General features: G+C 36.5%; 26 protein-coding genes. 19 read left to right on the top strand and 7 right to left on the bottom strand.

Annotated elements, in window-relative coordinates:
- Positions 1–9: 9 nt before the first annotated feature.
- Positions 10–417, bottom strand: a complete 408-nt coding sequence (locus DU508_RS12095) for a hypothetical protein (protein WP_115403067.1) — start codon at positions 415–417, stop codon at positions 10–12.
- Positions 418–736: 319 nt separating this feature from the next.
- A complete protein-coding gene (locus tag DU508_RS12090) occupies positions 737–2,956 on the bottom strand; it encodes an NADP-dependent isocitrate dehydrogenase (RefSeq protein WP_115403066.1) in 2,220 nt (739 codons plus the stop codon).
- Between the two features lie 287 nt (positions 2,957–3,243).
- Between DU508_RS12090 and DU508_RS12085 the strand changes: the two genes are divergently transcribed.
- Both DU508_RS12085 and DU508_RS12080 read left to right on the top strand, forming a co-directional pair.
- Positions 3,244–4,563 (top strand): PQQ-dependent sugar dehydrogenase, encoded by a 1,320-nt coding sequence (locus DU508_RS12085; protein WP_115403065.1) that lies wholly within the window; start codon positions 3,244–3,246, stop codon positions 4,561–4,563.
- Between the two features lie 74 nt (positions 4,564–4,637).
- On the top strand, positions 4,638–6,689 hold the full coding sequence (locus DU508_RS12080) for a TonB-dependent receptor (RefSeq protein WP_115403064.1): 2,052 nt from the start codon (positions 4,638–4,640) through the stop codon (positions 6,687–6,689).
- A gap of 57 nt (positions 6,690–6,746) precedes the next feature.
- Here DU508_RS12080 and DU508_RS12075 read toward each other — a convergent pair whose 3' ends face one another.
- Positions 6,747–7,091, bottom strand: a complete 345-nt coding sequence (locus DU508_RS12075; protein WP_115403063.1) for a single-stranded DNA-binding protein — start codon at positions 7,089–7,091, stop codon at positions 6,747–6,749.
- A 237-nt stretch (positions 7,092–7,328) separates the two neighbouring features.
- Between DU508_RS12075 and DU508_RS12070 the strand changes: the two genes are divergently transcribed.
- The 3 genes from DU508_RS12070 to tnpA all read left to right on the top strand — a co-directional run bounded on the left by DU508_RS12070 (position 7,329) and on the right by tnpA (position 9,542).
- Complete coding sequence (locus tag DU508_RS12070; protein ID WP_115403062.1) at positions 7,329–7,694, top strand: hypothetical protein; 366 nt, start codon at positions 7,329–7,331, stop codon at positions 7,692–7,694.
- Between the two features lie 245 nt (positions 7,695–7,939).
- Positions 7,940–8,404, top strand: a complete 465-nt coding sequence (locus tag DU508_RS12065; protein WP_115403061.1) for a glycosyl-4,4'-diaponeurosporenoate acyltransferase CrtO family protein — start codon at positions 7,940–7,942, stop codon at positions 8,402–8,404.
- A gap of 685 nt (positions 8,405–9,089) precedes the next feature.
- Positions 9,090–9,542 carry an IS200/IS605 family transposase gene (gene tnpA, locus DU508_RS12060; RefSeq protein WP_115403060.1) on the top strand — a complete coding sequence of 151 codons (453 nt, stop codon included), beginning with the start codon at positions 9,090–9,092 and terminating at the stop codon, positions 9,540–9,542.
- 1,811 nt (positions 9,543–11,353) lie between these two features.
- On the opposite strand, the gene DU508_RS12045 is transcribed toward tnpA, so the two are convergent.
- Genes DU508_RS12045 through DU508_RS12035 form a run of 3 tightly spaced genes read right to left on the bottom strand, consistent with a single transcriptional unit; the run spans position 11,354 to position 13,039 of the window.
- On the bottom strand, positions 11,354–12,220 hold the full coding sequence (locus DU508_RS12045; protein ID WP_115403057.1) for an alpha/beta fold hydrolase: 867 nt from the start codon (positions 12,218–12,220) through the stop codon (positions 11,354–11,356).
- Between the two features lie 4 nt (positions 12,221–12,224).
- A complete protein-coding gene (locus DU508_RS12040; RefSeq protein ID WP_115403056.1) occupies positions 12,225–12,722 on the bottom strand; it encodes an SRPBCC family protein in 498 nt (165 codons plus the stop codon).
- On the bottom strand, positions 12,719–13,039 hold the full coding sequence (locus tag DU508_RS12035; RefSeq protein ID WP_115403055.1) for an ArsR/SmtB family transcription factor: 321 nt from the start codon (positions 13,037–13,039) through the stop codon (positions 12,719–12,721). The genes DU508_RS12040 and DU508_RS12035 overlap by 4 nt, the downstream gene beginning before the upstream one ends.
- Positions 13,040–13,341: 302 nt before the next feature.
- On the opposite strand from DU508_RS12035, the gene DU508_RS12030 reads away from it, so the two are divergent.
- From DU508_RS12030 to DU508_RS11985, 11 genes are all read left to right on the top strand, one after another.
- Positions 13,342–14,145: an SDR family oxidoreductase gene (locus DU508_RS12030; RefSeq protein ID WP_115403054.1), complete on the top strand. Its 804-nt coding sequence runs from the start codon at positions 13,342–13,344 to the stop codon at positions 14,143–14,145.
- A 71-nt stretch (positions 14,146–14,216) separates the two neighbouring features.
- A complete protein-coding gene (locus DU508_RS12025) occupies positions 14,217–15,128 on the top strand; it encodes a helix-turn-helix domain-containing protein (RefSeq protein WP_115403053.1) in 912 nt (303 codons plus the stop codon).
- A gap of 31 nt (positions 15,129–15,159) precedes the next feature.
- The gene (locus DU508_RS24090) at positions 15,160–15,570 is read left to right on the top strand and encodes a DUF6597 domain-containing transcriptional factor (RefSeq protein ID WP_233509502.1); all 411 of its coding nucleotides are present in this window, start codon (positions 15,160–15,162) and stop codon (positions 15,568–15,570) included.
- On the top strand, positions 15,555–15,917 hold the full coding sequence (locus DU508_RS24085) for a helix-turn-helix domain-containing protein (protein WP_233509501.1): 363 nt from the start codon (positions 15,555–15,557) through the stop codon (positions 15,915–15,917). The genes DU508_RS24090 and DU508_RS24085 overlap by 16 nt, the downstream gene beginning before the upstream one ends.
- A 30-nt stretch (positions 15,918–15,947) precedes the next feature.
- The gene (locus tag DU508_RS12015) at positions 15,948–17,201 is read left to right on the top strand and encodes an FAD-dependent oxidoreductase (protein WP_115403052.1); all 1,254 of its coding nucleotides are present in this window, start codon (positions 15,948–15,950) and stop codon (positions 17,199–17,201) included.
- A gap of 133 nt (positions 17,202–17,334) precedes the next feature.
- Positions 17,335–18,330 (top strand): SDR family NAD(P)-dependent oxidoreductase, encoded by a 996-nt coding sequence (locus DU508_RS12010; protein ID WP_115403051.1) that lies wholly within the window; start codon positions 17,335–17,337, stop codon positions 18,328–18,330.
- Positions 18,331–18,612: 282 nt separating this feature from the next.
- A complete protein-coding gene (locus DU508_RS12005) occupies positions 18,613–18,966 on the top strand; it encodes a DoxX family protein (protein WP_115403050.1) in 354 nt (117 codons plus the stop codon).
- Positions 18,967–19,133: 167 nt separating this feature from the next.
- Positions 19,134–19,724 (top strand): TetR/AcrR family transcriptional regulator, encoded by a 591-nt coding sequence (locus DU508_RS12000; RefSeq protein ID WP_115403049.1) that lies wholly within the window; start codon positions 19,134–19,136, stop codon positions 19,722–19,724.
- 74 nt (positions 19,725–19,798) lie between these two features.
- Positions 19,799–20,236 (top strand): DUF6010 family protein, encoded by a 438-nt coding sequence (locus DU508_RS11995; protein WP_115403048.1) that lies wholly within the window; start codon positions 19,799–19,801, stop codon positions 20,234–20,236.
- A gap of 2 nt (positions 20,237–20,238) precedes the next feature.
- Positions 20,239–20,703 (top strand): hypothetical protein, encoded by a 465-nt coding sequence (locus tag DU508_RS11990; RefSeq protein ID WP_115403047.1) that lies wholly within the window; start codon positions 20,239–20,241, stop codon positions 20,701–20,703.
- Between the two features lie 2 nt (positions 20,704–20,705).
- Entirely contained in the window at positions 20,706–21,023 is a 318-nt protein-coding gene (locus DU508_RS11985; RefSeq protein ID WP_115403046.1) for a DUF3817 domain-containing protein, read from the top strand.
- 153 nt (positions 21,024–21,176) lie between these two features.
- On the opposite strand, the gene DU508_RS11980 is transcribed toward DU508_RS11985, so the two are convergent.
- Positions 21,177–21,866 carry an ArsR/SmtB family transcription factor gene (locus DU508_RS11980; RefSeq protein WP_115403045.1) on the bottom strand — a complete coding sequence of 230 codons (690 nt, stop codon included), beginning with the start codon at positions 21,864–21,866 and terminating at the stop codon, positions 21,177–21,179.
- Between the two features lie 68 nt (positions 21,867–21,934).
- Here DU508_RS11980 and DU508_RS11975 point away from each other — a divergent pair, with 68 nt between their 5' ends.
- The 3 genes from DU508_RS11975 (at position 21,935) to DU508_RS11965 (ending at position 23,679) form a co-directional block, all read left to right on the top strand.
- Positions 21,935–22,330 carry an amino acid-binding ACT domain-containing protein gene (locus DU508_RS11975; protein WP_115403044.1) on the top strand — a complete coding sequence of 132 codons (396 nt, stop codon included), beginning with the start codon at positions 21,935–21,937 and terminating at the stop codon, positions 22,328–22,330.
- A gap of 18 nt (positions 22,331–22,348) precedes the next feature.
- Positions 22,349–22,822 carry an OsmC family protein gene (locus DU508_RS11970; RefSeq protein WP_115403043.1) on the top strand — a complete coding sequence of 158 codons (474 nt, stop codon included), beginning with the start codon at positions 22,349–22,351 and terminating at the stop codon, positions 22,820–22,822.
- Positions 22,823–23,121: 299 nt separating this feature from the next.
- Positions 23,122–23,679, top strand: a complete 558-nt coding sequence (locus DU508_RS11965) for a DUF6886 family protein (RefSeq protein WP_115403042.1) — start codon at positions 23,122–23,124, stop codon at positions 23,677–23,679.
- Positions 23,680–23,686 lie beyond the last annotated feature (7 nt).

The raw sequence follows: 23,686 nt of genomic DNA, 5'->3' as shown, positions 1-23,686 counted from the left end.
AACTGCTAACTATTTCAACGGCGTATCATTAATAGGATACCCCTCTTCATCCAGATCATCACGATTATCTTCCGGGGTTCTGGCTAAAAACTCATCCTCAGGATTCAATCGCACACTTTCCCCATTATCTACATGCATCCCTAACTCTTCAAGGTTATCTTCTGCAACTTCTTCATTTCTGGCATATTCATCTCCAACGTAAGGATTAGCTTCATCATAAGTCGAATCATCATCACGAGCCCCCGCCGCAACGGTCTCGTATCCCATCGGGTGATCATAATCTTTATCCGTACCTTTTACATCAAGTTCATAACTCTGCTTATTCTCATCATAAGCAAGGTTTTCCTTATTGATTTCACTGTTTTCAGTTGTACTATGTATTTTATCCTGCGATCCTTTGTTCTCGTTATTTGCCATGATATTAGTCTTCTTAATTTATAAAGCTATAACAAGTTGGGCGCAATATGGTTTTATTTTTGAGCGGCAAAAAAAATAGCTGAAAGAATAATTTCACAGATCGTCTTCTGCATAACATTCTCCGATTTACATTGGTAATATTCATGGCGATCTCCTTCCTGAACATGAACATTCGCAATAACGAATGTTTTAAATGACAACCGTTTTGAAACATCCAACAGCATATTATTATTATTATTATTAATAGCGCATACTCAATTAGACAAAAAAAGCGCTCTGATTTTCATCAGAACGCTTTTCTCTATTAATCATCTTTAGCTTATAAACCTGCCAAAGCTGAATTTAAAGTTTCACTCGGACGCATTGCTTTACCTGCCAGTTCATCGTTCGGGTGGTAATATCCACCAATATTTTGTGGTTTACCCTGAGCTCCGATTAACTCCTCATTAATCTTCGATTCATTTTCTGTTAAAGCTTTTGCAAGCGATGTAAATCTAGCCTGAAGTTCAGCATCTTTTGATTGTGCAGCTAACGCCTCTGCCCAGTACAAAGCTAAATAAAAGTGCGAACCACGGTTATCTATCGTTCCCAATTTTCTACCCGGAGACTTGTCTGTTGCCAGGAATTTAGCATTTGCTTCGTCCAAAGCATCAGCTAAAACCTGGGCTTTAGCATTATTTTGCGTTTGAGATAAATGTTCTAATGAAGCTTGAAGCGCTAAAAATTCTCCCAGCGAATCCCAACGTAAATAACCTTCTTCAATAAATTGTTCGATGTGTTTAGGTGCAGAACCACCAGCACCGGTTTCGAATAAACCACCACCATTCATTAAAGGAACAATGGATAACATTTTTGCAGAAGTTCCTAATTCTAAAATCGGGAATAGATCCGTTAAATAATCACGTAATACGTTACCCGTTACTGAAATGGTATCTTCTCCCCTGCGAATACGTTCCAAAGTAAATTTAGTAGCCTCAATTGGGGCGAGAATGCGGATATCCAAACCGGTTGTGTCGTGGTCTTTTAAATACTTATTTACTTTGGCGATGATTTCTCTATCGTGCGCTCTGTTTTCATCTAACCAGAAAACAGCAGGAGTTTCTGATAAACGGGCTCTGTTCACTGCCAGTTTAACCCAATCCTGAATTGGAGCATCCTTAGTTTGGCACATGCGGAAGATATCGCCAGTAGAAACTTTTTGATCGAAGAAAACCTTGCCATCAGCATCGGTAACGCGAATTATCCCGTTGGCAGCAGCCTGGAAAGTTTTATCGTGAGAGCCATATTCTTCAGCTTTTTGAGCCATTAAACCTACGTTTGGAACTGATCCCATGGTGGTTACATCAAAAGCGCCGTTTACTTTACAATCTTCAATTGTTGCAGTGTAAACACCAGCATAACAACGATCGGGAATTAAAGCGATTGTGTCTTGTGGTTTACCCTCTTTATTCCACATTTGCCCTGAAGTACGGATCATTGCTGGCATAGAAGCATCAACAATCACATCACTTGGAACATGAAGATTCGTGATTCCTTTATCAGAATTTACCATGGCTAAAGCCGGGCCATTTTCAATTGCTGCGGCAATTGCAGCCTCAATTTCTGCTTGTTCAGGGCGGCCAGCAATTTTAGCAAAAACATCACCTAAACCATTTCTGGTATCGATGTTAAGCGATTTGAAAAGATCAGCGTATTTGGTAAACACATCAGCAAAGTAAACTTCAACAATGGCTCCGAAAATAATCGGGTCAGAAACTTTCATCATTGTTGCTTTTAAGTGAGCCGATAATAAAACACCTGCTGCTTTAGCTTCTGTTATTTCTTTTGCCACAAATGATTTTAATGCCGATAAACTTAATGCAGAGCTATCAATCACTTCTCCGGCTTTTAAAGGAGCCAAGCCTTTCAATTCCGTTACTGTACCATCTTCAGCAACAAATTCAATTTTGAATTGAGCAGCATCTTCAACCGTTACCGATTTCTCTGAACCGTAAAAATCGCCTTCAGTCATGCTCGCTACTTTAGTTTTTGAATCTGCAGCCCACTTACCCATAGAATGCGGGTTTTGTTTTGCATAGTTTTTTACCGCTTTTGGTGCTCTGCGGTCGGAGTTCCCTTCACGTAAAACAGGATTCACTGCCGAACCTAAAACTTTAGCATATTTAGCTTTAATCGCTTTTTCTTCATCAGTTTGAGCATTATCCGGATAGTTTGGAAGGGCAAATCCCTGAGATTGTAACTCAGTGATCGCATCAACCAATTGTGGAATTGATGCCGATATATTTGGTAATTTAATGATGTTAGCCTCTGGAGTGGTTGCCAATGCACCAAGTTCAGCTAAAGCATCGCCAATTTTTTGATCGTCATTTAAATACTCAGGAAAGTTTGCCAAAATTCTTCCCGCTAAAGAAATATCTCTGGTTTCTACATCAATACCTGCTGATGCAGTAAAAGCTTGTACGATAGGTAAAAGTGAGTAAGTTGCCAGCATTGGCGCTTCATCGGTTTTGGTGTAGATAATTTTTGATGTATTTGACATATTATATTGATTTTGCTTTATAAGATTAATTATGAAGTCGATTTATGTTCTTAAACCGACCGTTTAAAATCGCCTAAAGATAAAATAATCGAATGAATTAAGGAACATCGTAACGTTATTTATGGTTTTATAAAATCAATAAGTGATTGATTCTTCAATAAAATAATGGAACAACCAAAGTGTTATTTGGCATCACACCAAACTTCCTTTGTTTAATCCAAACATCTGTAACTGTTTTCTGTTATATTTTTCGTGAAACTAATCCTATTTCTCAAAAACATTAAACTATGAAAAATCAGATTCTATACACTACCTTATTTTCAGCTTCGGTTTTATTTGGTTGCCAATCAAAATCAACCTCAGAGGAGCAAGGCGATTCTACCTCGGTGGCAACAGAAACAGAGCAGGTAAATTTGCCAGCTCCCGATACCACTGCTTCAAAAAACAAGTTTAGTAAAGTTATTGGCTGGCCAGAAAATAAAGTGCCTACCGCTCCCGAAGGTTTTGTGGTAACAAAGTTTGCTTCGAATATTAAAAGTCCACGAAACATGTTTATTGCACCCAATGGCGATGTTTTAATTGTTTTGAGTAATTCTGAACGGAGCACTGTAGAAAAAGTGGCAAATGCCGTAACAGGAAAGGCAAAATCGGAAGTAACCGGAGCAAGTGCAAACACGGTTTTACTGTATCGGGATGCTAATAATGATGGAATTCCTGAAATTAAAACCACTTTCCTCTCAGGACTTAACCAGCCTTATGGAGTAACGATTATTGGAAATTCATTCTATGTAGCCAATACGGATGGCATTTGGCAATATCCCTATAAAACCGGCGATACTAAAATCACAGCACAAGGAAAGAAAATCTTAAGTCTGCCAGCAGGCGGCTATAATAATCATTGGACCAGAAACTTAATCACCAATGCCGATAAAAGTAAAATTTATGTAACGGTAGGTTCGGGAAGTAATGTTGCAGAACATGGAATTGAAAATGAAGTAAGAAGAGCAAATATTTTAGAGATCAATCCGGATGGTACGGGCGAAAAAATTTATGCGAGCGGTTTACGAAATCCGGTTGGAGTAGATTGGGCGCCTGGCACAAATATGCTTTGGACAGCGGTTAATGAGCGTGATGAACTCGGTGACGATTTAGTTCCCGATTATATTACCAGCGTTAAACCAGGTGCATTTTACGGATGGCCTTACTCCTATTTCGGGCAGCATGAAGACCCGAGGTTAAAAGGCAAAAATCCTGAATTGGTTAAAAAAGCTATCGTACCAGATGTTCCTGTTGGCGCTCACACCGCTTCATTAGGGCTCGCTTTTTATAAAGCCACGAAATTCCCTTCTAAGTATCATGGCGGGGCTTTTGTTGGCCAACATGGTTCTTGGAACCGTTCGGCATTATCAGGTTATAAAGTAATTTTTGTACCTTTTAAAGATGGAAAACCAACAGGTAAACCGGAAGATTTTTTAACCGGATTTATTGCAAATGCTGATAAAGCGGAAGTTTATGGCAGACCTGTAGGCGTAACCTTAACTCCAGATGGAGCTTTACTTGTTGCTGACGATGTAAGCGGTGTAGTTTGGAGAGTTGCAACAAAATAGTTTTAATCTTTACTAATTCGCAGATATAATCTAATTTTATCTGCGAATTAGTAATCTCTTAAACCAATAACATATTGAAATCAACATTTACTTTCCTTTTTCTTTTGCTTTACATGGTTGGTTTTACACAAGTGATCAAACCAGACACCGTTAAAAAGCTGGATGAAGTGGTGATCAAAGGATATTATAACCCTCAACCACTGTTGCGATCTGTTTCTGCCGTAAGTTTAATAGATAGTAATCAAATTAGAAATCAGCAGAACAATTCATTAGTAAGCACATTTAATACCGTTACAGGAGTAAGAATGGAAGAACGTTCTCCTGGCAGTTACCGTCTTTCCATGCGTGGGAGCTTATTACGTTCTCCCTTTGGCATCCGGAATATTAAAATTTATATTGATGATCTTCCTTTAACGGATGCCGGCGGAAATACTTATCTGAATGCGATTGATCCTACAGCCATTCAATCGATCGAGATATACAAGGGTCCGGAAGCCAATATTTTCGGGGCAAATACCGGTGGTGCCGTTTTAATAAATTCTCCTGAATTAAATCAAAATAAGATTGAAGGATCAATAACCGCCGGATCATTCGGTCTCTTCCATCAAACGGCAAACATCCGGCGCAGGTTTAAAAATTATAGTTTCAGCGTGATGGAGGGGTATCAGAGAAGCGATGGCTACCGGCAAAACAGTGCCATGGAAAGGAAGTACTTTCAAACTGCACACCAGTGGGATTATAGCGCAAAGGGAAATCTCAAACTTTTTGCTTTTTACAGTGACCTGAATTATAAAACACCTGGCGGACTGACGTTAATGCAGCTGGAACAAGATCCTCAATCAGCAAGGCCCGCTACCCCCACCATTCCCGGAGCGGTAACCCAGCAAGCCGGGATTTATAATAAAACCACTTTCGCAGGTTTATCTAACACTTATCAATTTAACAACAATTTCAAACATGTCATAGCACTTTTCACTTCATATACCGATTTTAAAAACCCATTTATTACCAATTACGAAAAACGTTATGAAAGTACACTCGGATTGAGAACCTTTATAGAATATGCACAATTGACCAACCAGTTTAAATTAAATGCACAAGTGGGTTTGGAAAGCGCCGGAACAAAAACACAGGTTAAAAACTTTAATAATAATGCAGGTCAACCAGCAGCAATGCAAGCAGCAGATTGGCTAAAGGCAAATCAGGATTTCGCTTTTGCAAGAATTAACTTTGATTTGAACCAAAAACTTTTAGTTGAGCTGGCATCAAGCCTGAACTTCTTTAACTATAAGTATGAAAGCTTTTTCCCTGTAGCAGTTGCCGCTCAACAGCGAAAATTCAGTAAACAATTAATGCCAAAAATCGCTGCATCTTACCTGATCATTCCTACTCTTTCATTAAGGGCATCGGTTAGCAAAGGTTATTCCCCTCCTACCATCGCAGAAGTAAGGTCTTCAGATAACAACATCAACAATGATCTTCAGGCAGAATTGGGGTGGAATTACGAAACGGGCTTAAGATTTAACACGAAGAATAATCGCTTCTATGCAAGTGCAAATATTTTCCAATATCAGTTAAAAGATGCGATTGTGAGAAGATTGAATGCAAATGATGCGGAATACTTCATCAATGCGGGCGGCACAAAGCAAAGAGGCATTGAACTGGAAACATCAATCTGGATCATCAGAAACCATGCTTCATTAATCAGCGGAATTCAATTTAGAAGTAATTATACCTATAATCATTTCCGTTTTAATGATTTTGAGAGTGGGAACGCAGTTTTTAGCGGAAACAGGTTAACAGGTGTGCCAGCAAATGTTTTATTAAGCAATATACTTTTTGAGTTTAGAAAGGAGATTTATTTCTTTGCACAACATAATTATACTTCAGCCATTCCATTGAATGACGCAAATACGGCATTTGCCAGAAGATATCATTTACTGGAGCTTAAAACAGGAATCCGTGATCTCAAAATCAATACAGTCAAATTCGAAATTTCATTGGGTGTGAACAACCTGCTGAACGAGAAATACAGCCTCGGAAATGATTTAAATGCTGTTGGTAATAGATATTACAACCCTGCAGCCGGAATAAATTTTTATTCGGGAATAGCAGTTAAATTATAGAGAAACTGAAATGCCAGGTAAGAAAGTTTTATCTGGCATTTTAATTACAGTGTTATGCTAATTGGATAACTCTATTTCTTTAATCACTAAATCGGTTACTATAATTTCAGTTGTAAACCGTTTCGAGCCATCTTTTGCTTCATAGCTACCCGTATTTAACCTTCCTTCAACAGTAATTCGGGTTCCTTTTTTGATTTGCGCTACAGCCAGCTCTGCTTTGGCATTCCAGAAAATTAGATTAAACCAATGCGTTTTCTTTACATCTTCGCCTGCGGAGTTTTTGTAAAATTCATTTACGGCTAAATTTACTTTTGCCAATTTCTGATTTCCTGGTAAAGTTTTAAATTCAGCATCTGCTCCGGCACATCCGCTTAATACTACTTTGTTAATTGCACTTTCCATAATCTTTAAATTTAAGTTTCCAAATGTTTAACGAACAATAGTCACCACGACTACCGACAGAACAAATGTGCAAACGAAAATCAAACTTTATCGTAACTTAATCATTTATAGTCGTTTATAAGCGTTTAAAATGGATAATAAGTTGAATGCGGCAAATTAACCGCATTTATTTTTGGAATAAAAAGAAATTAATTACTACTTTTAAAACATCATCCCATAATAAAACAAACTATTATTATGGAACGCTTATGCTTAGATTGCGGTAAACCGGTAAAAGGTAGAGCCGACAAAAAATTCTGCGACGATGGTTGCAGGAACAATTACAATAACCACTTAAAAAGTGGAGATTCTTCAGTAATCAATAAAATCAATCTGATTTTAAAAAAAAACAGGACTATTTTAGCCAATTTAAATCCAAATGGCAAAGTAAAAGTATTGAAGAAAAAAATGCTTACCGCCGGGTTCAATTTTGACTATCATACCCACACCTATCAAACCCAAAATGGAAAAACATATCGTTTTTGCTATGAATATGGCTTGCTTGACTTAAGTGATGAAGAAATTTTGCTGGTTAAAAGAGACGAAAGATTGTGGCTGGTGTAAAATGAATTCGTTTTTAAATGTTGATATATTTAAAATTAGGCGTGGAAGGGATTATTTTGCACAGAAATTCTGTTGTTGACAGCCATTATAACTAACCCCATTAACAAAATGTTAGCTACAATTTTGACAAACAGACTAAAATGGCTTAATTAGACAAAACTGTTAAAACTGATTGATTTGGAGTGATCAATCGTATAAACAAAATGGCAGTAAAATAATAACCGAAAATAAACAGAAGGTTAAAAATGACTTATAAATATTTATCATTCAGTATTGCAATAACATTCATTTCTTTTATTGTTGGAATGGCTATTAATGCGATTCTGAAAAAAACAGAAGTTTACAACAATGAATTATCCAACTTAAATTTTGTAAAAAGTGAAAAGTTGAACGAATGGATCGGGGTTGATGTTGTTAAATGGATTGTGAAAAATACGCCTTTTAAATACTTCAATCAGAAACTTAAACTGAGAAATAAAATTGAAAAGTCTGACTTACTTAACCTGCGTAAGGAAATGACAAGTTCTGAAATTGACCATTTAATAGGATTTGCGTTTGTAACAATTTTTGCCTTAGTGAAATTTTATAAAGCTGAATTGTTTTTTGGTTTTACAATTATGATAGTAAATATATTGATGAATTTATATCCATCTTTATTGCAGCAGCAGAATAAAAGACGAATTGATAAATTGATCAAAAAATGCAGCTAACATTGGTTTAACCACACAAAAACACAAATGGACCACAAAAAATTAACAGCACTAACTGATGAAGAATTGTTACAAGAACAAAAAAACTAAAACGAACAAAATTATTTACGGATTTCTTATTGTTTTTTAATAGGAGTTTCGATATTCAGTGCAATAAAAAATGGACTCGGGTTTTTCCATTGTTTTTTGTCTTTTTATTAGTTAATAGTCAGAAAAACAATAAAGAATTAGAAAATGAGTTGAAATCCCGAAAGTTAAAAAAAATGATGGTGGAGAAACTTTACAAAACCGAAGACATTACTTGATTCACGAAATTGAACACGTTTTACATTTTGAGCATGGAATTTTATATGCGATAAGAGACTTATCACAAATTCAGGACAAAACTTGAAAGATAGAAAAAGGTTTAAGGGTGTCTGGGAACTTCTAAATGTTGGATCTTTTGAAAAGCAAACGATTGGACACTTCAAAAATTAGCAGGAATATAAAAGCAAATTATAGCGACAAAGTTGGCAATTAATAAACAACGAAAGTAAAACCGTTAGGAGGGATTTGCATCTGGGCGGTGTTAGAAGATTAAATACAAGCCAACTTTGTTTAAAAAACAGGCGATTATAACAACAAAATCCAGAAGGAATGACAAGATTTTAGAATAATGAAAACAAAACCCTGAAAAGATAGAATAATGACAGCTACATTTTCACAGATTTACATCCAGTATGTTTTTGCAGTAAAAGGCAGGCGAAATCTATTGCAGAAACCCTGGAGGGATGAGGTTTTCAAATATATTTCAGGCATTATAAAGGCAAAAGGTCAGAAACCGATTATTGTAAATGGTGTTGCAGACCACATTCACGTATTTGTAGGATTGAAACCATCATTAAGCATCGCTGATTTGGTACGGGACATTAAAAATAATTCATCAAAATTCATCAATGAACAAAATTGGGTACAAGGAAAATTCTCCTGGCAGGAAGGCTATGGTGCATTTTCGTATGCCCATTCACAAATAGAAAGCGTATATCAATACGTTTTAAATCAGGAAGAGCACCACCGCAAAAAAACATTTAAGGACGAATATTTGGATTTTCTTCAAAAATTTGAAATCGAATACGATGAAAAATACTTGTTCGATTGACTGAATTAATAATGTCACCCCTTCGGGGTTTATTGTAGGTCACATAAATTTTGCTATAATCATTTCAGCCCTTAGGGCTTTGTAAATCCAAGAGATAAACAAAATCCCGAAGGGATGACAAGACTATAGCCATGTAAAACGATAAAATAAATTTGTGATATAATCTTCAGTCCTTAAAGCTTTGTGATTCCAAGAGATAAACAAATCCCGAAGGAATGACAAGACTATAGCAATGTAAAACTATAAGATAAATTTGTGATATAATCTTCAGTCCTTAAAGCTTTGTGATTCCAAGAGATAAACAAAATCCCAAAGGGATGACAAGACTATAGCAATGTAAAACGATAAAATAAATTTGTGATATAATCTTCAGTCCTTAAAGCTTTGTGATTCCAAGAGATAAACAAATCCCGAAGGAATGACAAGACTATAGCAATGTAAAACTATAAGATAAATTTGTGATATAATCTTCAGTCCTTAAAGCTTTGTGATTCCAAGAGATAAACAAATCCCGAAGGAATGACAAGATTTAGCCATGTAAATAATAAACCCAACCCCGAAGGGGTGGAATAATAATGACAGCCACATTTTCAAAAACCAACAATACCATCCTTTCAGGGTTTATTATAGCAGATGACACAATTTGTGCTATGATCATTTCAGCCATTAGGGCTTTGTAATTCCAAGAGATAAACAAATCCCGAAGGGATGACAGGATTATAGCCATGTAAAACAATGAACCCAACCCCGAAGGGGGTGGAATAATAATGGCAGCCACATTTTCAAAAACCAACAATACCGTCCTTCAGCATTTGTTACAGCGGGTAACATAAATTTGTGATATATCATTTCAACCCTTAGGACTTTGACAAAAACCAAGGAACAAACAAAATCCCGAAGGGATGACAAGATTATAGCCATGTAAATAATAAACCCAACCCTGAAGGGGTGGAATAATAATGACAGCCACATTTTCAAAAACCAACAAGACCATCCTTCAGCATTTGTTACAGCGGATCACATAAATTTGTGCTATGATCATTTCAGCCGTTAGGGCTTTGTAATTCCAAGAGATAAACAAAATCCCTAAGGGATGACAGGATTATAGCCATGTAAAACAATGAACCCAACCCCGAAGGGGGTGGAATAATAATGGCAGCCACATTTTCAAAAACACAAGACCATCCTTTCAGCATTTGTTACAGCGGATCACATAAATTTGTGCTATGATCATTTCAACCCTTAGGACTTTGACAAAAACCAAGGAACAAACAAAATCTCGAAGGGATGACAAGATTATAGCCATGTAAATAATAAACCCAACCCTGAAGGGGTAGAATAATAATGACAGCCTCATTTTCAAAAACCAACAAGACCATCCTTCAGCATTTGTTACAGCGGATCACATAAATTTTGATATAATCATTTCAGCCGTTAGAGCTTTGTAATTCCAAGAGATAAACAAAATCCCGAAGGGATGACAGGATTATAGCCATGTAAAACAATGAACCCAACCCCGAAGGGGTGGAATAATAATGACAGCCACATTTTCAAAAACCAACAAGACCATCCTTCAGCATTTGTTACAGCGGATCACATAAATTTTGATATAATCATTTCAGCCGTTAGGGCTTTGACAAAACCAAGGAACAAACAAAATCCCGAAGGGATGACAAAATTATAGCAGATACAAATTTGTGCTGGTGTAAAATAAATTGATTTTTAAATGTTAATAACGGGTCTGTATTGAAATTTAGGCGTGGAAGGGATTATTTTGCACAGAAATTCTGTTGTTGACAGCTATTATTACGCTACCTTAAAAAACCATCAAGATAATTTAATATTGCTTTCGTTTGCATCATAAGGCTCACATGTCCCTGCGAAGGAACAATAGCCAAATGCGATTTTGGCATCGTTCCCAAATCAGCAGATATACCACCTCCAAGTAGTTGGTAAGTTTTCATCAACTCAATTTTATCTAACCCGTCATTGTCACCCGAAAGGAGCAATACGGGCATAGTCATTTTCGCAATATTAGAATCACCGCAGTCAAACGATACCCCTGCAAAATCAATCATCTGCTGTATGAACTTTCTCCACTTCGTTTTGTCTGGTGCTATCGAATCGTATGCTGCTTTCAATGGCGTGTTATCAAAAAAATCAGGTTTAAAATCTTTAAACGCACCGTTTACTGCTGGTAGCCAACCACTGGTTTTATAAGTAGAGGAAATAATCACTAATTTTCTTACCCGTTTAGGGCTTTGTATTGCCAATTGGTAAGCTACTGAGCCACCCATACTAAATCCTGCAACATCAGCACTGTCAACTTTTAAATAATTCATTACACCTTCCACATCACTTGCAAGGTTAACTATATCTAATTTTCTCTCTGAAAAAGGTGAGTGTCCATGTCCCTGGAATTCAATCGCAATTACTTTTCTTGTTTTTGCCAATTCAGGTATTAATTGCCCCCAATTCATGTTAATGGTATAAAAAGCACCATGTAGTAAAACGATGGGTTTACCCTGTCCATATACTTCGTAATAAACTTTAATACCATTAACAGGTGCATAACTACTGGCGGTAGGTTTATTTGGTTGCCCGTTAGATTGAAATACTGTAAAGAAAAGTAAAACAAGTATTAATATAGGTTTAGGCTCATTAAATACTCTTTTCATTGTATTATTTTTTAAAAGTGGTTAATAATTCGTTTAGTTCGTTTAAGGTCATTGTGAAACCTTCTTTGAAGCCCATTTCAATCATTTTTTCCATACGTTCAAGCGATTCATTGTAAATGGTAATACTTACTTTGGTTATTCCATTTTGTTCAGTGAAACTCAAATCCCAGTTTGAACCTGGTAAATGGGGGGTTTCGTCTTTATCTGCAAAAACGCTTAAAAATTTGAAATTGGTTTTTGGGCTTAAGGAAGTATAGTCTTGAATTTGCCAACCACTTTCATATCCTTCCGGGCTAACCATTGCATAAAATCTCCTTCCACCCTCTTTGAAATTCATAAACTTTGTTTTTGAAGTATAAGGTTTAGGCGCCCACCATTGGTCAAGAATTTCTGGTTTAGTGAATGCATCCCAAACAAGTGAAAGTTCAGCATCAAATTCTCTTGTTATGAATACCGATTGGGTTGATTTGTCAACCGTAAAGTCAAATTGTAAATTGTTCATTTTTTATTTTTTTTAATAGTTGATAATAAATTGTCTAATTGATTGAATCGGGTTTCCCAAATTTTTCGGAATTGCTCTATCCATTTATCTATTTCTTTCATTTTGTCAATTTCAAGAGAGTAATAAATCTCTCTTCCTTTTTGTTCCTGTTTTACAAGTTCGCATTCTGTTAAAATGCGTAAATGTTTTGACACAGCTTGTCGTGTTGTATTGAAGTTTTCAGCAATGGCATTGGGTGTCATTGCCTGTAATGCAATTAAGGTAATAATGGTTCGTCTTGTTGGGTCTGCAACTGCTTGAAAAATGTCTCGTCTCATTTATGTATTTATTTGTGAAACTAATTGGTTGCAAATATTTGCGAAACCTTTCGGTTTCGCAAATTTATTTTTAATATAAGGAAGTTTGAAGTTGTAGAGTATCGTTGCAGCATGACCGGGGTATCTGGGAACTTCTGAATCTTGGGCCATTTGAAAAAGCAAACGATCGGATACTTCAAAAATAACAGGAATAGTAAAATCAGATCAGCGATTCAATTTGGACACAACAAACCGCAATTTGGAAACACATAGGTTTTGCACTTGATTGAACTTTGTAGAGTAAAATTTAATCAACAGAAAAAATGCAGAAAACAATTTTCATTACAGGTGCTTCAACAGGTTTAGGAAAAGCAACTGTTAAATTATTTCAAAATAAAGGTTGGAACGTAATCGCTACCATGCGAAATCCCGAAAAGGAAACCGAGCTCCCAAAATTGGAAAATGTTACGCTTTTGCCCCTTGATGTTACCAATCCACAACAAATCAAAGAAACCGTTGCTAAAGCCATTTCTTTACACGATATTGATGTAGTGTTTAACAATGCAGGTTACGGACTAATGGGAGCAATGGAATCACTTAGCGACGAGCAAATCGTAAAACAAATCAACACCAATCTTCTAGGCGTTTTACGTGTCACAAAAGCATTCATTCCTTATTTTAGAGAAAAAAACAAGGGCTTGTTTATTAGTACTACTTCAATGGGTGGACTTTTTGGCTTCCCCTTAGGTTCAATTTATCACGCAACGAAATTCGCTTTGGAAGGTTGGAGTGAAAGCCTTTCGCACGAATTAGCATTGTTTAATATCAACGTCAAAACCATTGCACCTGGAGGAATTGTAACTGATTTTGCCAGCAGGTCACTTGATACAGGTGCACATCCTGAATATCAGGAAATAGAAAACAAAATGTTTGGTGGTTTTGATGAAATGATGAAATCAGCTTCAACCGCAGACCAAATTGCAGCAGTGGTTTATGAAGCATCAACCGATGGTAAAGACCAGGTGCGTTATGTAGCAGGTGCAGATGCAAAAGCATTATATGCTAGACATTTGGAAATTGGCAACGAAGCATTCAGGAAAGAATTGAATAAGCAGATTTTAGGATAAATATTCTTCAAAAAACAATTAAAAAGAGATAGCCGCCTTTTTAGGCAGCTGTCTTTTGTAAATTTACAAAAATGAATAGCATCAATTCCATATCCGAATTCCATAAATTGCTGTCTCTACCCGAGCCATTGCATCCATTAGTCAGCGTAGTTCACGTTGCAGATATGCGGCTTTCAGAAAATGAGATCTGGAAAAAGTTTATAGTAAACTTTTACAGCGTATCTTTTAAAAAAGACATCCGTGCCAAAATGAAATATGGTCAGCAATATTACGACTACGATAAGGGCGTGATGAGTTTTATCGCACCTAAGCAAATCCAGTCAATTGAAGCGTCAGAGATTGACATCCTGAATCAGGAATGTGGAATGGGTTACGTGTTGATGTTCCATCCCGCTTTTTTAGGCAAACACCCGCTTGCTGCTGCTATAAAAAACTACGGCTTCTTTTCTTATGCTGTTAATGAGGCGCTGCATCTTTCGGAGCGGGAAGAGAAAAACATTATAGATGTTTATCAGAAAATTGAACAGGAATATCAGTACATTGATCGCCATACCCAGGATATTATCCTCTCTCAAATCGATTTATTGTTGAATTACAGTAATCGTTTTTACGAAAGACAATTCATCACGCGAAAAGTAGTGAACAACGACTTGTTAACCAAAATGGAACAACTGTTAAGCGAATATTTTGACCATGAAGAACCCCTGAAGACTGGACTACCAACAGTTGAGTTTCTATCAACCCAACTCAATGTGACACCACATTATTTAAGCGATATGTTACGTTCACTTACCGGGCAAAATGCCCAGCAACATATCCACGAAAAGTTGATCGAAAAAGCAAAAGAATACCTTACCGTAAGCAATTTATCAGTTGCTGAAATCGCCTATCAACTGGGATTTGAATATCCACAGTCGTTCAATAAATTGTTTAAGAAAAAAACAGAGATGTCACCTTTAGCATTCAGACAAGAATTCAATTGATAAAAATCTTCAACACGATTTAATTTGAGATATGCCAACAGCCGACATTGAATGGAAAACAATTAAACCACCAGAGCCATTAACAAACTTTGTGAAAAGTTTTTGGATGCTTGCCAACCATTCAGATCAAAACCATCATATTGTGATTCTTCCGGATGGCAGGTTTGATATTATCTTTTCCTGGTCTGAAAAAACACCATTTAGAGCAACATTAAAAGGCCTGGATATTGAACCTGAACAAACAACAATTCCACCTGATACCATTTTTTTTGCCGTCAGTTTTAAATTGCTTGCAATAGAATATTTACTGGATGAAAAAGTGAACTCGCTACTCAATGAGGGGATTCGTTTACCAACAGATTTTTGGGGCATCACAAGGGATGACTTAACTGATTTTGATGCGTTTTGTAAAAAGGTTCTGCAAAAATGCTTACGCTCATAAAGCCCAATATTGATAGCAGAAAACAAAAATTATTTGACCTCATTTACGAGTTCAATGGCACTCAATCAGTAAGTGAATTAGCCGAAAAGGTATTTTGGAGCAGTAGACAAATCAATCGATATTTTAATCAACAGTTCGGCATCTCATTAAAAGCATATTGCAATATTCTTCGTTTTAAATCATCATTGCATCATATAAAAAATGGTAAACTATTTCCTGAGCTTAATTATTCTGACCAGGCACATTTTATAAAAGAGGTTAAAAAAATGACAGGCGTTACGCCTAAAGAACTTGCCAGGAATGAAAACGACCGATTTATACTATTATCTGCCCTGCCTCAAAAGTAATTTTGCATCGTAATTAAAATTTTCATTACGATGATACAACATAAGAAAATAGCCATTATTGGAGGCGGCCCGGGTGGATTAACTCTTGCAAGGCTTTTACAACTCAAAGGCTTAAGTGTTAAGGTTTACGAAAGAGACCTCAACAAAGAGGTGAGAATTCAGGGTGGTGCTTTAGATTTGCATACCGATTCAGGTTTGGCGGCACTTGAAAAAGCAGGTTTAATGGACGAATTTAAATCAAATTTCAGACCTGGTGCAGAATTAATGAGGGTAACCGATCATCAGGCAAAAATATATGCTGATCAGCATGCTGAAGAAAATCACTATGATTTCGGAGACAAAAATTACAGACCTGAAATAGATAGAGGGCCGTTGAGAGATATCTTACTGAATTCGTTAGAACCTGGCACCGTTGTTTGGAACAGCCATATTCTTTCCATTGAACAAATGGAAAACAAGTGGAAGATATTTTTTGAAAACGGCAATACAATTGTGGCTGACATTGTGATTGGCGCAGATGGTGCCAACTCCAAAATCAGGCCATTCGTAACCAATATTCAACCTTTTTGGACAGGATTAACCATGATAGAAGGCTCAATCAAAAACTCCGAAAAAACAGCACCAAATATTCATCAATTGTTAAAGGGTGGAAAAATATTTGCCTATGGAAATGAAAAAACCATACTGGTCAGTTCAAAAGGCGATGGCAGTTTAGGCTTTGCAACAAGCCATAAATCAACCGAGTTCTGGTATAAAGAAAGTGGCATAAATTTTAAAGACAATAAGCAGGTTTTGGCCTGGTTTAAAAAAGAATATGCAGATTGGAGCCCCATTTGGCTTGAACTGTTTGAAGATGAAAACACTGTTTTCATTCCAAGACCCCAATACTGCATGCCATTAAATCAAAAATGGAAAGCAAATGAAAACATTACACTAATAGGCGATGCTGCGCATTGGATGCCCCCTTTTGCCGGAGAAGGTGTGAATATGGCTATGCTGGACGCATTGCAATTAAGTGAAGCATTAACCAATCCTGCGCTTTCAAATACACAAAAAGCAATAGAAACGTATGAGAAGAAAATGTTCAGACGCTTTGAAAAAATCGGGCAGATGACCTTATTCAACACCGAATGGATGCACCAGCCAAATGCTTTAAACGATATGCTTTCTATGTTCGGCAAAAACAAATTGAAGCAGGGACTATTTCTTTTAAGATATATGTTCAATGTAACGGTCATTCCCTTTACCAGAAAATATTTAGGGCTTGCACCACATAAAATATGAATTGCTTTTGTGCTGTTGATTATTACTTAAAAACATCAGACGTTTAAACAAAGCATATTCGGACGTTTAAACAAAGTCAGTAAAAAATATCCCATTTACATTTGTCTCAATAAAAACAATTAAAATTAAAACAATGGGACAAAACAATTATCAGGGTGCATTGCAGAAACCGATAGGTTCCGGATTTAATGCCAAATCAACAGCAAGTGATGTCATAAAAGGCATTGATCTTACCGGAAAAATCGCCATCGTAACGGGTGGTAATACGGGCATCGGACTGGAAACCACCAAAACGCTTGCTGCCGCAGGAGCGACAGTAATCGTTCCGGCAAGAGATATTGAAAAAGCAAAGAAAAATCTACGGGACATCATTAATGTGGAATTGGAAGCGATGGATTTAATGAATCCTGACTCTATTGATGCTTTTACAGAAAAATTCCTGGCATCTGGCAGACCGCTTCATTTGCTCATCAATAATGCAGGCATTATGTGGGTTCCACTTCGCAGAGACAGCCGCGGCTTTGAATCACAATTAGCTACGAATTACCTTGCACAGTTTCAACTCACAACAAGACTTTGGACTGCTTTGAAAAAAGCTAATGGTGCAAGAGTAATAAACGTATCTTCTCAAGGGCACCAATTCGCACCTTTTCATTTTGACGATCCTAATTTTTTACATCGGGAATACGAAACATTGCAAGCATACGGACAGTCGAAAACAGCCAGCAACTTATTTGCTCTTGAGCTAAACAATCGTGCTAAAGCATTTAATGTAAGTGCGTATTCACTGCATCCAGGCGCTATAAACGGAACTGAATTAGGCAGAGAAGCCTCTTTAGAATTGTTTCAGCAAATGGGCTTTTGCGATTCTGAAGGTAATCTTTTACCAGAAGTAGCTGCATCACTGAAAACAATTCCACAAGGTGCTGCCACTACCGTATGGTGTGCCACCAGCCCAATGCTCAAAACCATCGGCGGGGTATATTGCGAAGACGCAGACATTGCTGAGTTAGCGCCGGATGCTGCAACATCGGGTGGTGTAAAATTATATTCATTAGATGAAGCCAATGCAAAGCGATTGTGGTCGCTGAGCGAAGAAATGACAGGCAGATCATTCAATATTGATTAAGACTTCTGATTTGCATTTTTGCCAACGTACTGTCGTCAGGCGCTGAACCTGTCGAAGCCCAGCCGAACAAAGTGTAATCGGGTTGGGCTATCCGCTACAATCTTTTGTTCCGTTGCTCACAACATTACATCGCTCCCTATTTGGGCATCTACTGCTGTTTATTTGAACAGGATAAAAGGTAAATTGGCAAGAGAAAAATAATAAACTGTATTTAATAACAAATGTTATCGGCTGCCGAATAACCTCAAAGTAGTTTTGCATTGTATTTAACAGCAATGTAAAATGAAATATCAAAAAATAATTTATTGGATAGCAACAGGTTTGTTTTCTATTTGGATGTTGACCAATGCTTTTGCTTATTTAACTTCCGAGGAAGCAAAACGGATTTGTATGCATTTTGGCTTTCCCGATTATTTCAGGATTGAACTCGCTATTGCTAAAATTTCAGGAACTACAATTTTATTGCTTCCGATGATAAAAGGCAGGCTGAAAGAATGGGCTTATGCAGGATTTGTAATTACTGTTATTTCGGGTTTCATTGCCCACCTTTCATCGAGCAATTCTCTTCTCTCATCTTCCTCGGCAATAATTGCGTTGGCAATTTTATTAACCTCTTATTTACTTATCACAATTTAAAAAAATAACAAATAATGAATGCAGCAGTATTTATCAACGAGGCGAAATGCTATTTTGTTCTAATCCGGATAAGTAAACGGACAACCTTATCCCTAAACTGACAGACCGAAACTTTTAGAAGTCCGACATTTTTTTGTTCCTTTGCAAAAATACTAAGTGGTATCTTTATGAAAAAGGCAGAGGCAACACGGCTGACAATTCTACAAAAAGCATTTGAACTGATTTACGTTAAGGGCTATCAGACAACAAGCATAGACGACATTATTGCCACAACACAAGTAACAAAAGGTGCGTTTTATTACCATTTCAAGACTAAAGACGAAATGGGTCTTGCCATTATCAGCGAAATCCTGAAACCGACACTTACAAACAGCTTTATTCAGCCGTTACAAAACGAACAAAATCCGTTAGACGCTATTTACAACTTAATGCACAGCCTTTTAATAGAAAACGAGTTTTTAAAAGTTGAATACGGTTGTCCTGCTTCAAATTTTACACAGGAAATGACACCCTGGAACGCTGACTTTAACAACGCTTTGAACCAACTAACCCAACAATGGACAAAGGCAATGACCACCACCATTGAAAAAGGAAAGAAAAACGGATTTATCCGTAAAGACGTAAATGCAAAACAGGTAACAATGTTTATAATGTCGGGGTATTGGGGAATACGCAATTTTGGAAAATTAGAAAACAGTAAAAAGGTCTATCTAACTTATTTAAAGGAACTTAAAAACTATCTAAGTAGTCTGAAATAATTTTTTCATCAAAAACATACTAGTTAGTATGTTTTTATTTTATCTTTGCCACCGAAATAGAAAAAGTAAGAAATATGGATATTCATAATCATGTTGTTCCCGACTTTACAATGAATGTCGCATTAGCTGCGGTGGTTATTGCCTTTGCGTTCATCACAATGATGTCGTTAGTAAAAGAGCCAAACAGACAAAAAATAAATGCACTATTAATTGCAGGTGCAGGAGGTGTTTATTGGAGAGGCGGTTTAGGCATTTGGGAATTTGTTTTTGGTTCTCTAATGCTATTTGTTGCTTTCAAAGGATTGAAACATTATTATTTCATAGGTATTGGTTTGCTACTGCATACAGGTTGGGATCTATTACATCATTTATACGGAAATCCAATCGTGTATCTTGAACCTTCATCGTCAGCAGGTTGTGCGGTATGTGACCCAATTCTTGCACTTTGGTTTTTCTTTGGTGCACCTACAATTTGGAATGTATTTAAAAAACAAAAAAAAATTACAACGTAGGTATGTATTCAACACTTTTATCATTGCACTCATTGGTTCGTTGGTTTGTATTAGCATTTTTGGTGTATTCCATTTACCGAGCATTTATTGGTTACAACCAAAACAAAACTTTTTCGAAAACTGACAATGCTTTTAGACACTGGACTGCAACCGTTGCACACATCCAGTTAATGATCGGAATAATACTTTACACACAAAGTCCGGTTGTAAAATATTTTTGGACGGACACTAAATCCGCTTTGCAAAATTTAGACTTAACGTTTTACGGTTTAATACATATTTTCTTAATGCTGACGGCTATTGTTGTATTGACAATCGGTTCTGCATTGGCAAAACGAAAACCAACGGACAAAGAGAAATTTAAGACGATGTTAGTTTGGTTTTCCATTGCCCTAATCGTCATTTTTATTGCAATTCCCTGGACATTTTCACCATTATCAAGCAGACCTAGTTTCAGAACATTTTAATTATGAAAAAGTATTTCACAACAACAATCGGACGTTTACGACTATTCGCTTTTTTAGAGGGCATTTCATTACTTGTTTTGGTTTTTATAGCCGTTCCATTGAAATATAACTTTGGTAATCCTTCAATGTCAAAATCTCTTGGACCAATTCACGGTGCATTGTTCCTATTATTTGTTTTCAACGCTTTGCGTGTGGGTGTTGAACAACAATGGAAATTCAAAGAAACAACCTGGAAGGTTCTGGTTGCCTGTTTCATTCCGTTCGGGACATTTTATATTGATTACAAAATTCTTCGCAACATACCAACAGACGAAGATTAATCGACAGAAAAGGGCAGCAGATAACACAAGGGCTTGGCATTATGGCGGGCGAAGTGCTTCGTATGAAACTTATTGCTAAATTTGAAATTGGTGCTTCGTATCAACGGCAGTGCTATAATGCCGCTACTACGCCAAGCCCCAAACCCTTAGCGGTCATTGTATAGCGACACCCAACAATTCATAAAGTTCCTGACGGCCTTTACTAGTTATGACTAACTCTCTTGAAAATTCAACTTTTTTAAACCACTTTCTTTGAAGCATTTTTTTTAAAAACTCTGCACCAAGCTGACCAGCTAAGTGTGGGCGACGTTCAGACCAATCAAGGCATTGACGAGTTATAGGACGACGATTATTGATAAAATCCTCTTTTAATATATTTAATAATAAAAACCATTCCCAACCCTTTTCAGATACTAAATAAATGTTCTTTGATTTTAATAAGTAGCCTTTTGTTTCCAGGGTTTCAACTATTTTAACACCAACAAATCCTGCTAAATGGTCGTAACAAGTTCTACAATATTTTACACCATTATTTTTGGGTTCTTTCTTTACACTTTCAGTAATACTATTTTTTGCAAGATTAGCCAACCCTTCAACGGCATAAGCAACTTCGGAATTTGAAAATGAATAATATCGATGTCGTCCTTGAATTTCAACTTTAACTATCGCTGCTTCAAGCAATTTTGATAAATGATTACTTGCAGAAGTAGGCGAAGTATCTGCAACAATAGATAACTCACTTGCAGTGTATGCTCTGCCATCAAGTAAACCCCAAAGCATTCTTGCTCTTGTAGGCTCACACAATAATGCGGAAATTGAAACAAACTTATCTTCTACATTCATAATTCAATCTTAAATGAAATGTAAAAGTGATAATTGTATTTCCTTTGCACAAACAAAAACATAAAAAAATGCAAGACATAGAAATTTTATTAGAGAACAAGCCAGGCACATTGGCTTTGATGGGTGAAACATTAGGGAAAAATAAAATTAGCCTTGAAGGTGGTGGAGTATTTCAAAATGGCGATATTTCAATTGCTCATTTTTTAGTAGAACAAGGAGAAAGAGCAAAAGAAGAATTAGCAAAAGTTGAAATTAAAGTTGTAAAAATAAACGATGTGATAATTCAAAAACTTCGTCAAGATGTTCCAGGTCAGTTAGGAATGTTTTGCAGAAGAATGGCAGACGCTAACGTAAATATTTTGACACAATACAGTGACCATTCAAATCAATTAATTGTAGTAGTTGACAATTATGAAAAAGGCAAACAAGTGTCTGAGGCATGGATAAATGAATGGTGGAGCTAAAAACTAAAAAAATAAATTATGAGCAAACAACACAATTATAAACTGATAGTAAAATGGACAGGGAACAATGGAACAGGGACTTCAAATTATGCGGCATTTGAAAGGAGTCATTCTATTCTTATTGACAACAAGGTTGAAATACTTGGCTCTTCTGACCCAGCATTTCGTGGCGATAAAACTAAACATAATCCAGAAGACCTTTTGTTAGCTTCTGTTTCATCTTGCCATATGCTGTGGTATTTACATTTATGTACAGTTGCAGGCGTTATCGTAACAGACTACATTGACAATGCAACAAGTATAATGATTGAAACTTCAAATGGAGGTGGGAAATTTACAGAGATAACCTTACATCCAACAGTTACTGTTGCAAACAGTTCAATGACAGAAAAAGCAAATGAACTTCACAAGAAAGCAAATGAATTGTGTTTTGTTGCGAACTCATTAAATTTTCCTGTGTGCCATAAGCCTACTTGCATAACAAAAAGCTGACCGAAAAGAACAATGACCGCTAACAGCGGTTTGGCAATATGGCGGCTGAAGTGCTCCTATGAAATATTTTTGCAAGGCTTAACATTAGGAATTTTATTGTCATTTTTGGACTAATTGAATTTCAGACAATTAGAAATGTGAACGGACAAACAAGTGGACTTGGTGTTTGGTTTCTACGATTGACATTGAGACTAATTTTTATACCGCTGACATACTTTGCGGTAAAATCATTTAAGACAACGCACTGAAACCTTAAACTGATTGACAAAGAAAGCAACAGAAAACTGTAATTACAGACGATGATTGAGAACCTGACAAATTCTTTCAGATTGTATCATGTGAGCGAAAACCCATCAATAAAAAGATTTGAGCCGAGACCATCGCCATCACATTACGAAAGCATTACCAGTGAGGTAGTTTTTGCTATCACAGACAAACTTTTACACAACTACCTTGTGCCAAGGGACTGTCCAAGGGTAACTTTTTATTCTAAGCATGATACTTCGCAACACGACAAGGAAGTTTTTTTAAGCAAAAACTCTTCGAGCTATGTTGTTGCGGTTGAAAACAAATGGCGTGAGGTTATTCAACAGACAACTCTTTATTGTTACGAATTTCCTACTGACAATTTTGCTTTGTTAGACAAAGGTGCCGGTTACTACATTTCTTATAAGACAGTTACACCAATTTCTATTCGTCCTGTTTATGATATACTTAACGAGTTACTTAAAAGAGGTGTTGAACTTCGTTTCTTGCCTACACTTTTACCTTTAGCTCAGGAAATTTCTAAATCAACTTTACAATTTTCTCTTATTGGATGCGTAATGCGACACCAACAACAAACGAAAGTGACTTGATTGCATA

The sequence above is a fragment of the Pedobacter chinensis genome (assembly GCF_003339865.1).
In the GTDB taxonomy this organism is placed as follows: domain Bacteria; phylum Bacteroidota; class Bacteroidia; order Sphingobacteriales; family Sphingobacteriaceae; genus Pedobacter; species Pedobacter chinensis.
The sequence above is the reverse complement of the archived record's forward strand: the minus strand, read 5'-3'. Positions and strand labels throughout refer to the sequence as shown.

Excerpts from the sequence above, each read along its gene's own strand:
- DU508_RS12025 (WP_115403053.1), top strand. The coding sequence starts at position 14,217 with ATGAATAGCATCAATTCCATATCCGAATTCCATAAATTGCTGTCTCTA.
- DU508_RS11990 (WP_115403047.1), top strand. The coding sequence starts at position 20,239 with ATGTATTCAACACTTTTATCATTGCACTCATTGGTTCGTTGGTTTGTA.
- DU508_RS12090 (WP_115403066.1), bottom strand. The coding sequence starts at position 2,956 with ATGTCAAATACATCAAAAATTATCTACACCAAAACCGATGAAGCGCCA.
- DU508_RS12030 (WP_115403054.1), top strand. The coding sequence starts at position 13,342 with ATGCAGAAAACAATTTTCATTACAGGTGCTTCAACAGGTTTAGGAAAA.
- DU508_RS11970 (WP_115403043.1), top strand. The coding sequence starts at position 22,349 with ATGAGCAAACAACACAATTATAAACTGATAGTAAAATGGACAGGGAAC.
- DU508_RS12085 (WP_115403065.1), top strand. The coding sequence starts at position 3,244 with ATGAAAAATCAGATTCTATACACTACCTTATTTTCAGCTTCGGTTTTA.
- DU508_RS12045 (WP_115403057.1), bottom strand. The coding sequence starts at position 12,220 with ATGAAAAGAGTATTTAATGAGCCTAAACCTATATTAATACTTGTTTTA.
- DU508_RS12015 (WP_115403052.1), top strand. The coding sequence starts at position 15,948 with ATGATACAACATAAGAAAATAGCCATTATTGGAGGCGGCCCGGGTGGA.
- DU508_RS11980 (WP_115403045.1), bottom strand. The coding sequence starts at position 21,866 with ATGAATGTAGAAGATAAGTTTGTTTCAATTTCCGCATTATTGTGTGAG.
- DU508_RS11995 (WP_115403048.1), top strand. The coding sequence starts at position 19,799 with ATGGATATTCATAATCATGTTGTTCCCGACTTTACAATGAATGTCGCA.
- DU508_RS12005 (WP_115403050.1), top strand. The coding sequence starts at position 18,613 with ATGAAATATCAAAAAATAATTTATTGGATAGCAACAGGTTTGTTTTCT.
- DU508_RS12010 (WP_115403051.1), top strand. The coding sequence starts at position 17,335 with ATGGGACAAAACAATTATCAGGGTGCATTGCAGAAACCGATAGGTTCC.
- DU508_RS12040 (WP_115403056.1), bottom strand. The coding sequence starts at position 12,722 with ATGAACAATTTACAATTTGACTTTACGGTTGACAAATCAACCCAATCG.
- DU508_RS12065 (WP_115403061.1), top strand. The coding sequence starts at position 7,940 with ATGACTTATAAATATTTATCATTCAGTATTGCAATAACATTCATTTCT.
- DU508_RS12000 (WP_115403049.1), top strand. The coding sequence starts at position 19,134 with ATGAAAAAGGCAGAGGCAACACGGCTGACAATTCTACAAAAAGCATTT.
- DU508_RS12035 (WP_115403055.1), bottom strand. The coding sequence starts at position 13,039 with ATGAGACGAGACATTTTTCAAGCAGTTGCAGACCCAACAAGACGAACC.
- tnpA (WP_115403060.1), top strand. The coding sequence starts at position 9,090 with ATGACAGCTACATTTTCACAGATTTACATCCAGTATGTTTTTGCAGTA.
- DU508_RS12070 (WP_115403062.1), top strand. The coding sequence starts at position 7,329 with ATGGAACGCTTATGCTTAGATTGCGGTAAACCGGTAAAAGGTAGAGCC.
- DU508_RS11985 (WP_115403046.1), top strand. The coding sequence starts at position 20,706 with ATGAAAAAGTATTTCACAACAACAATCGGACGTTTACGACTATTCGCT.
- DU508_RS24085 (WP_233509501.1), top strand. The coding sequence starts at position 15,555 with ATGCTTACGCTCATAAAGCCCAATATTGATAGCAGAAAACAAAAATTA.
- DU508_RS12075 (WP_115403063.1), bottom strand. The coding sequence starts at position 7,091 with ATGGAAAGTGCAATTAACAAAGTAGTATTAAGCGGATGTGCCGGAGCA.
- DU508_RS11975 (WP_115403044.1), top strand. The coding sequence starts at position 21,935 with ATGCAAGACATAGAAATTTTATTAGAGAACAAGCCAGGCACATTGGCT.
- DU508_RS12095 (WP_115403067.1), bottom strand. The coding sequence starts at position 417 with ATGGCAAATAACGAGAACAAAGGATCGCAGGATAAAATACATAGTACA.
- DU508_RS24090 (WP_233509502.1), top strand. The coding sequence starts at position 15,160 with ATGCCAACAGCCGACATTGAATGGAAAACAATTAAACCACCAGAGCCA.
- DU508_RS11965 (WP_115403042.1), top strand. The coding sequence starts at position 23,122 with ATGATTGAGAACCTGACAAATTCTTTCAGATTGTATCATGTGAGCGAA.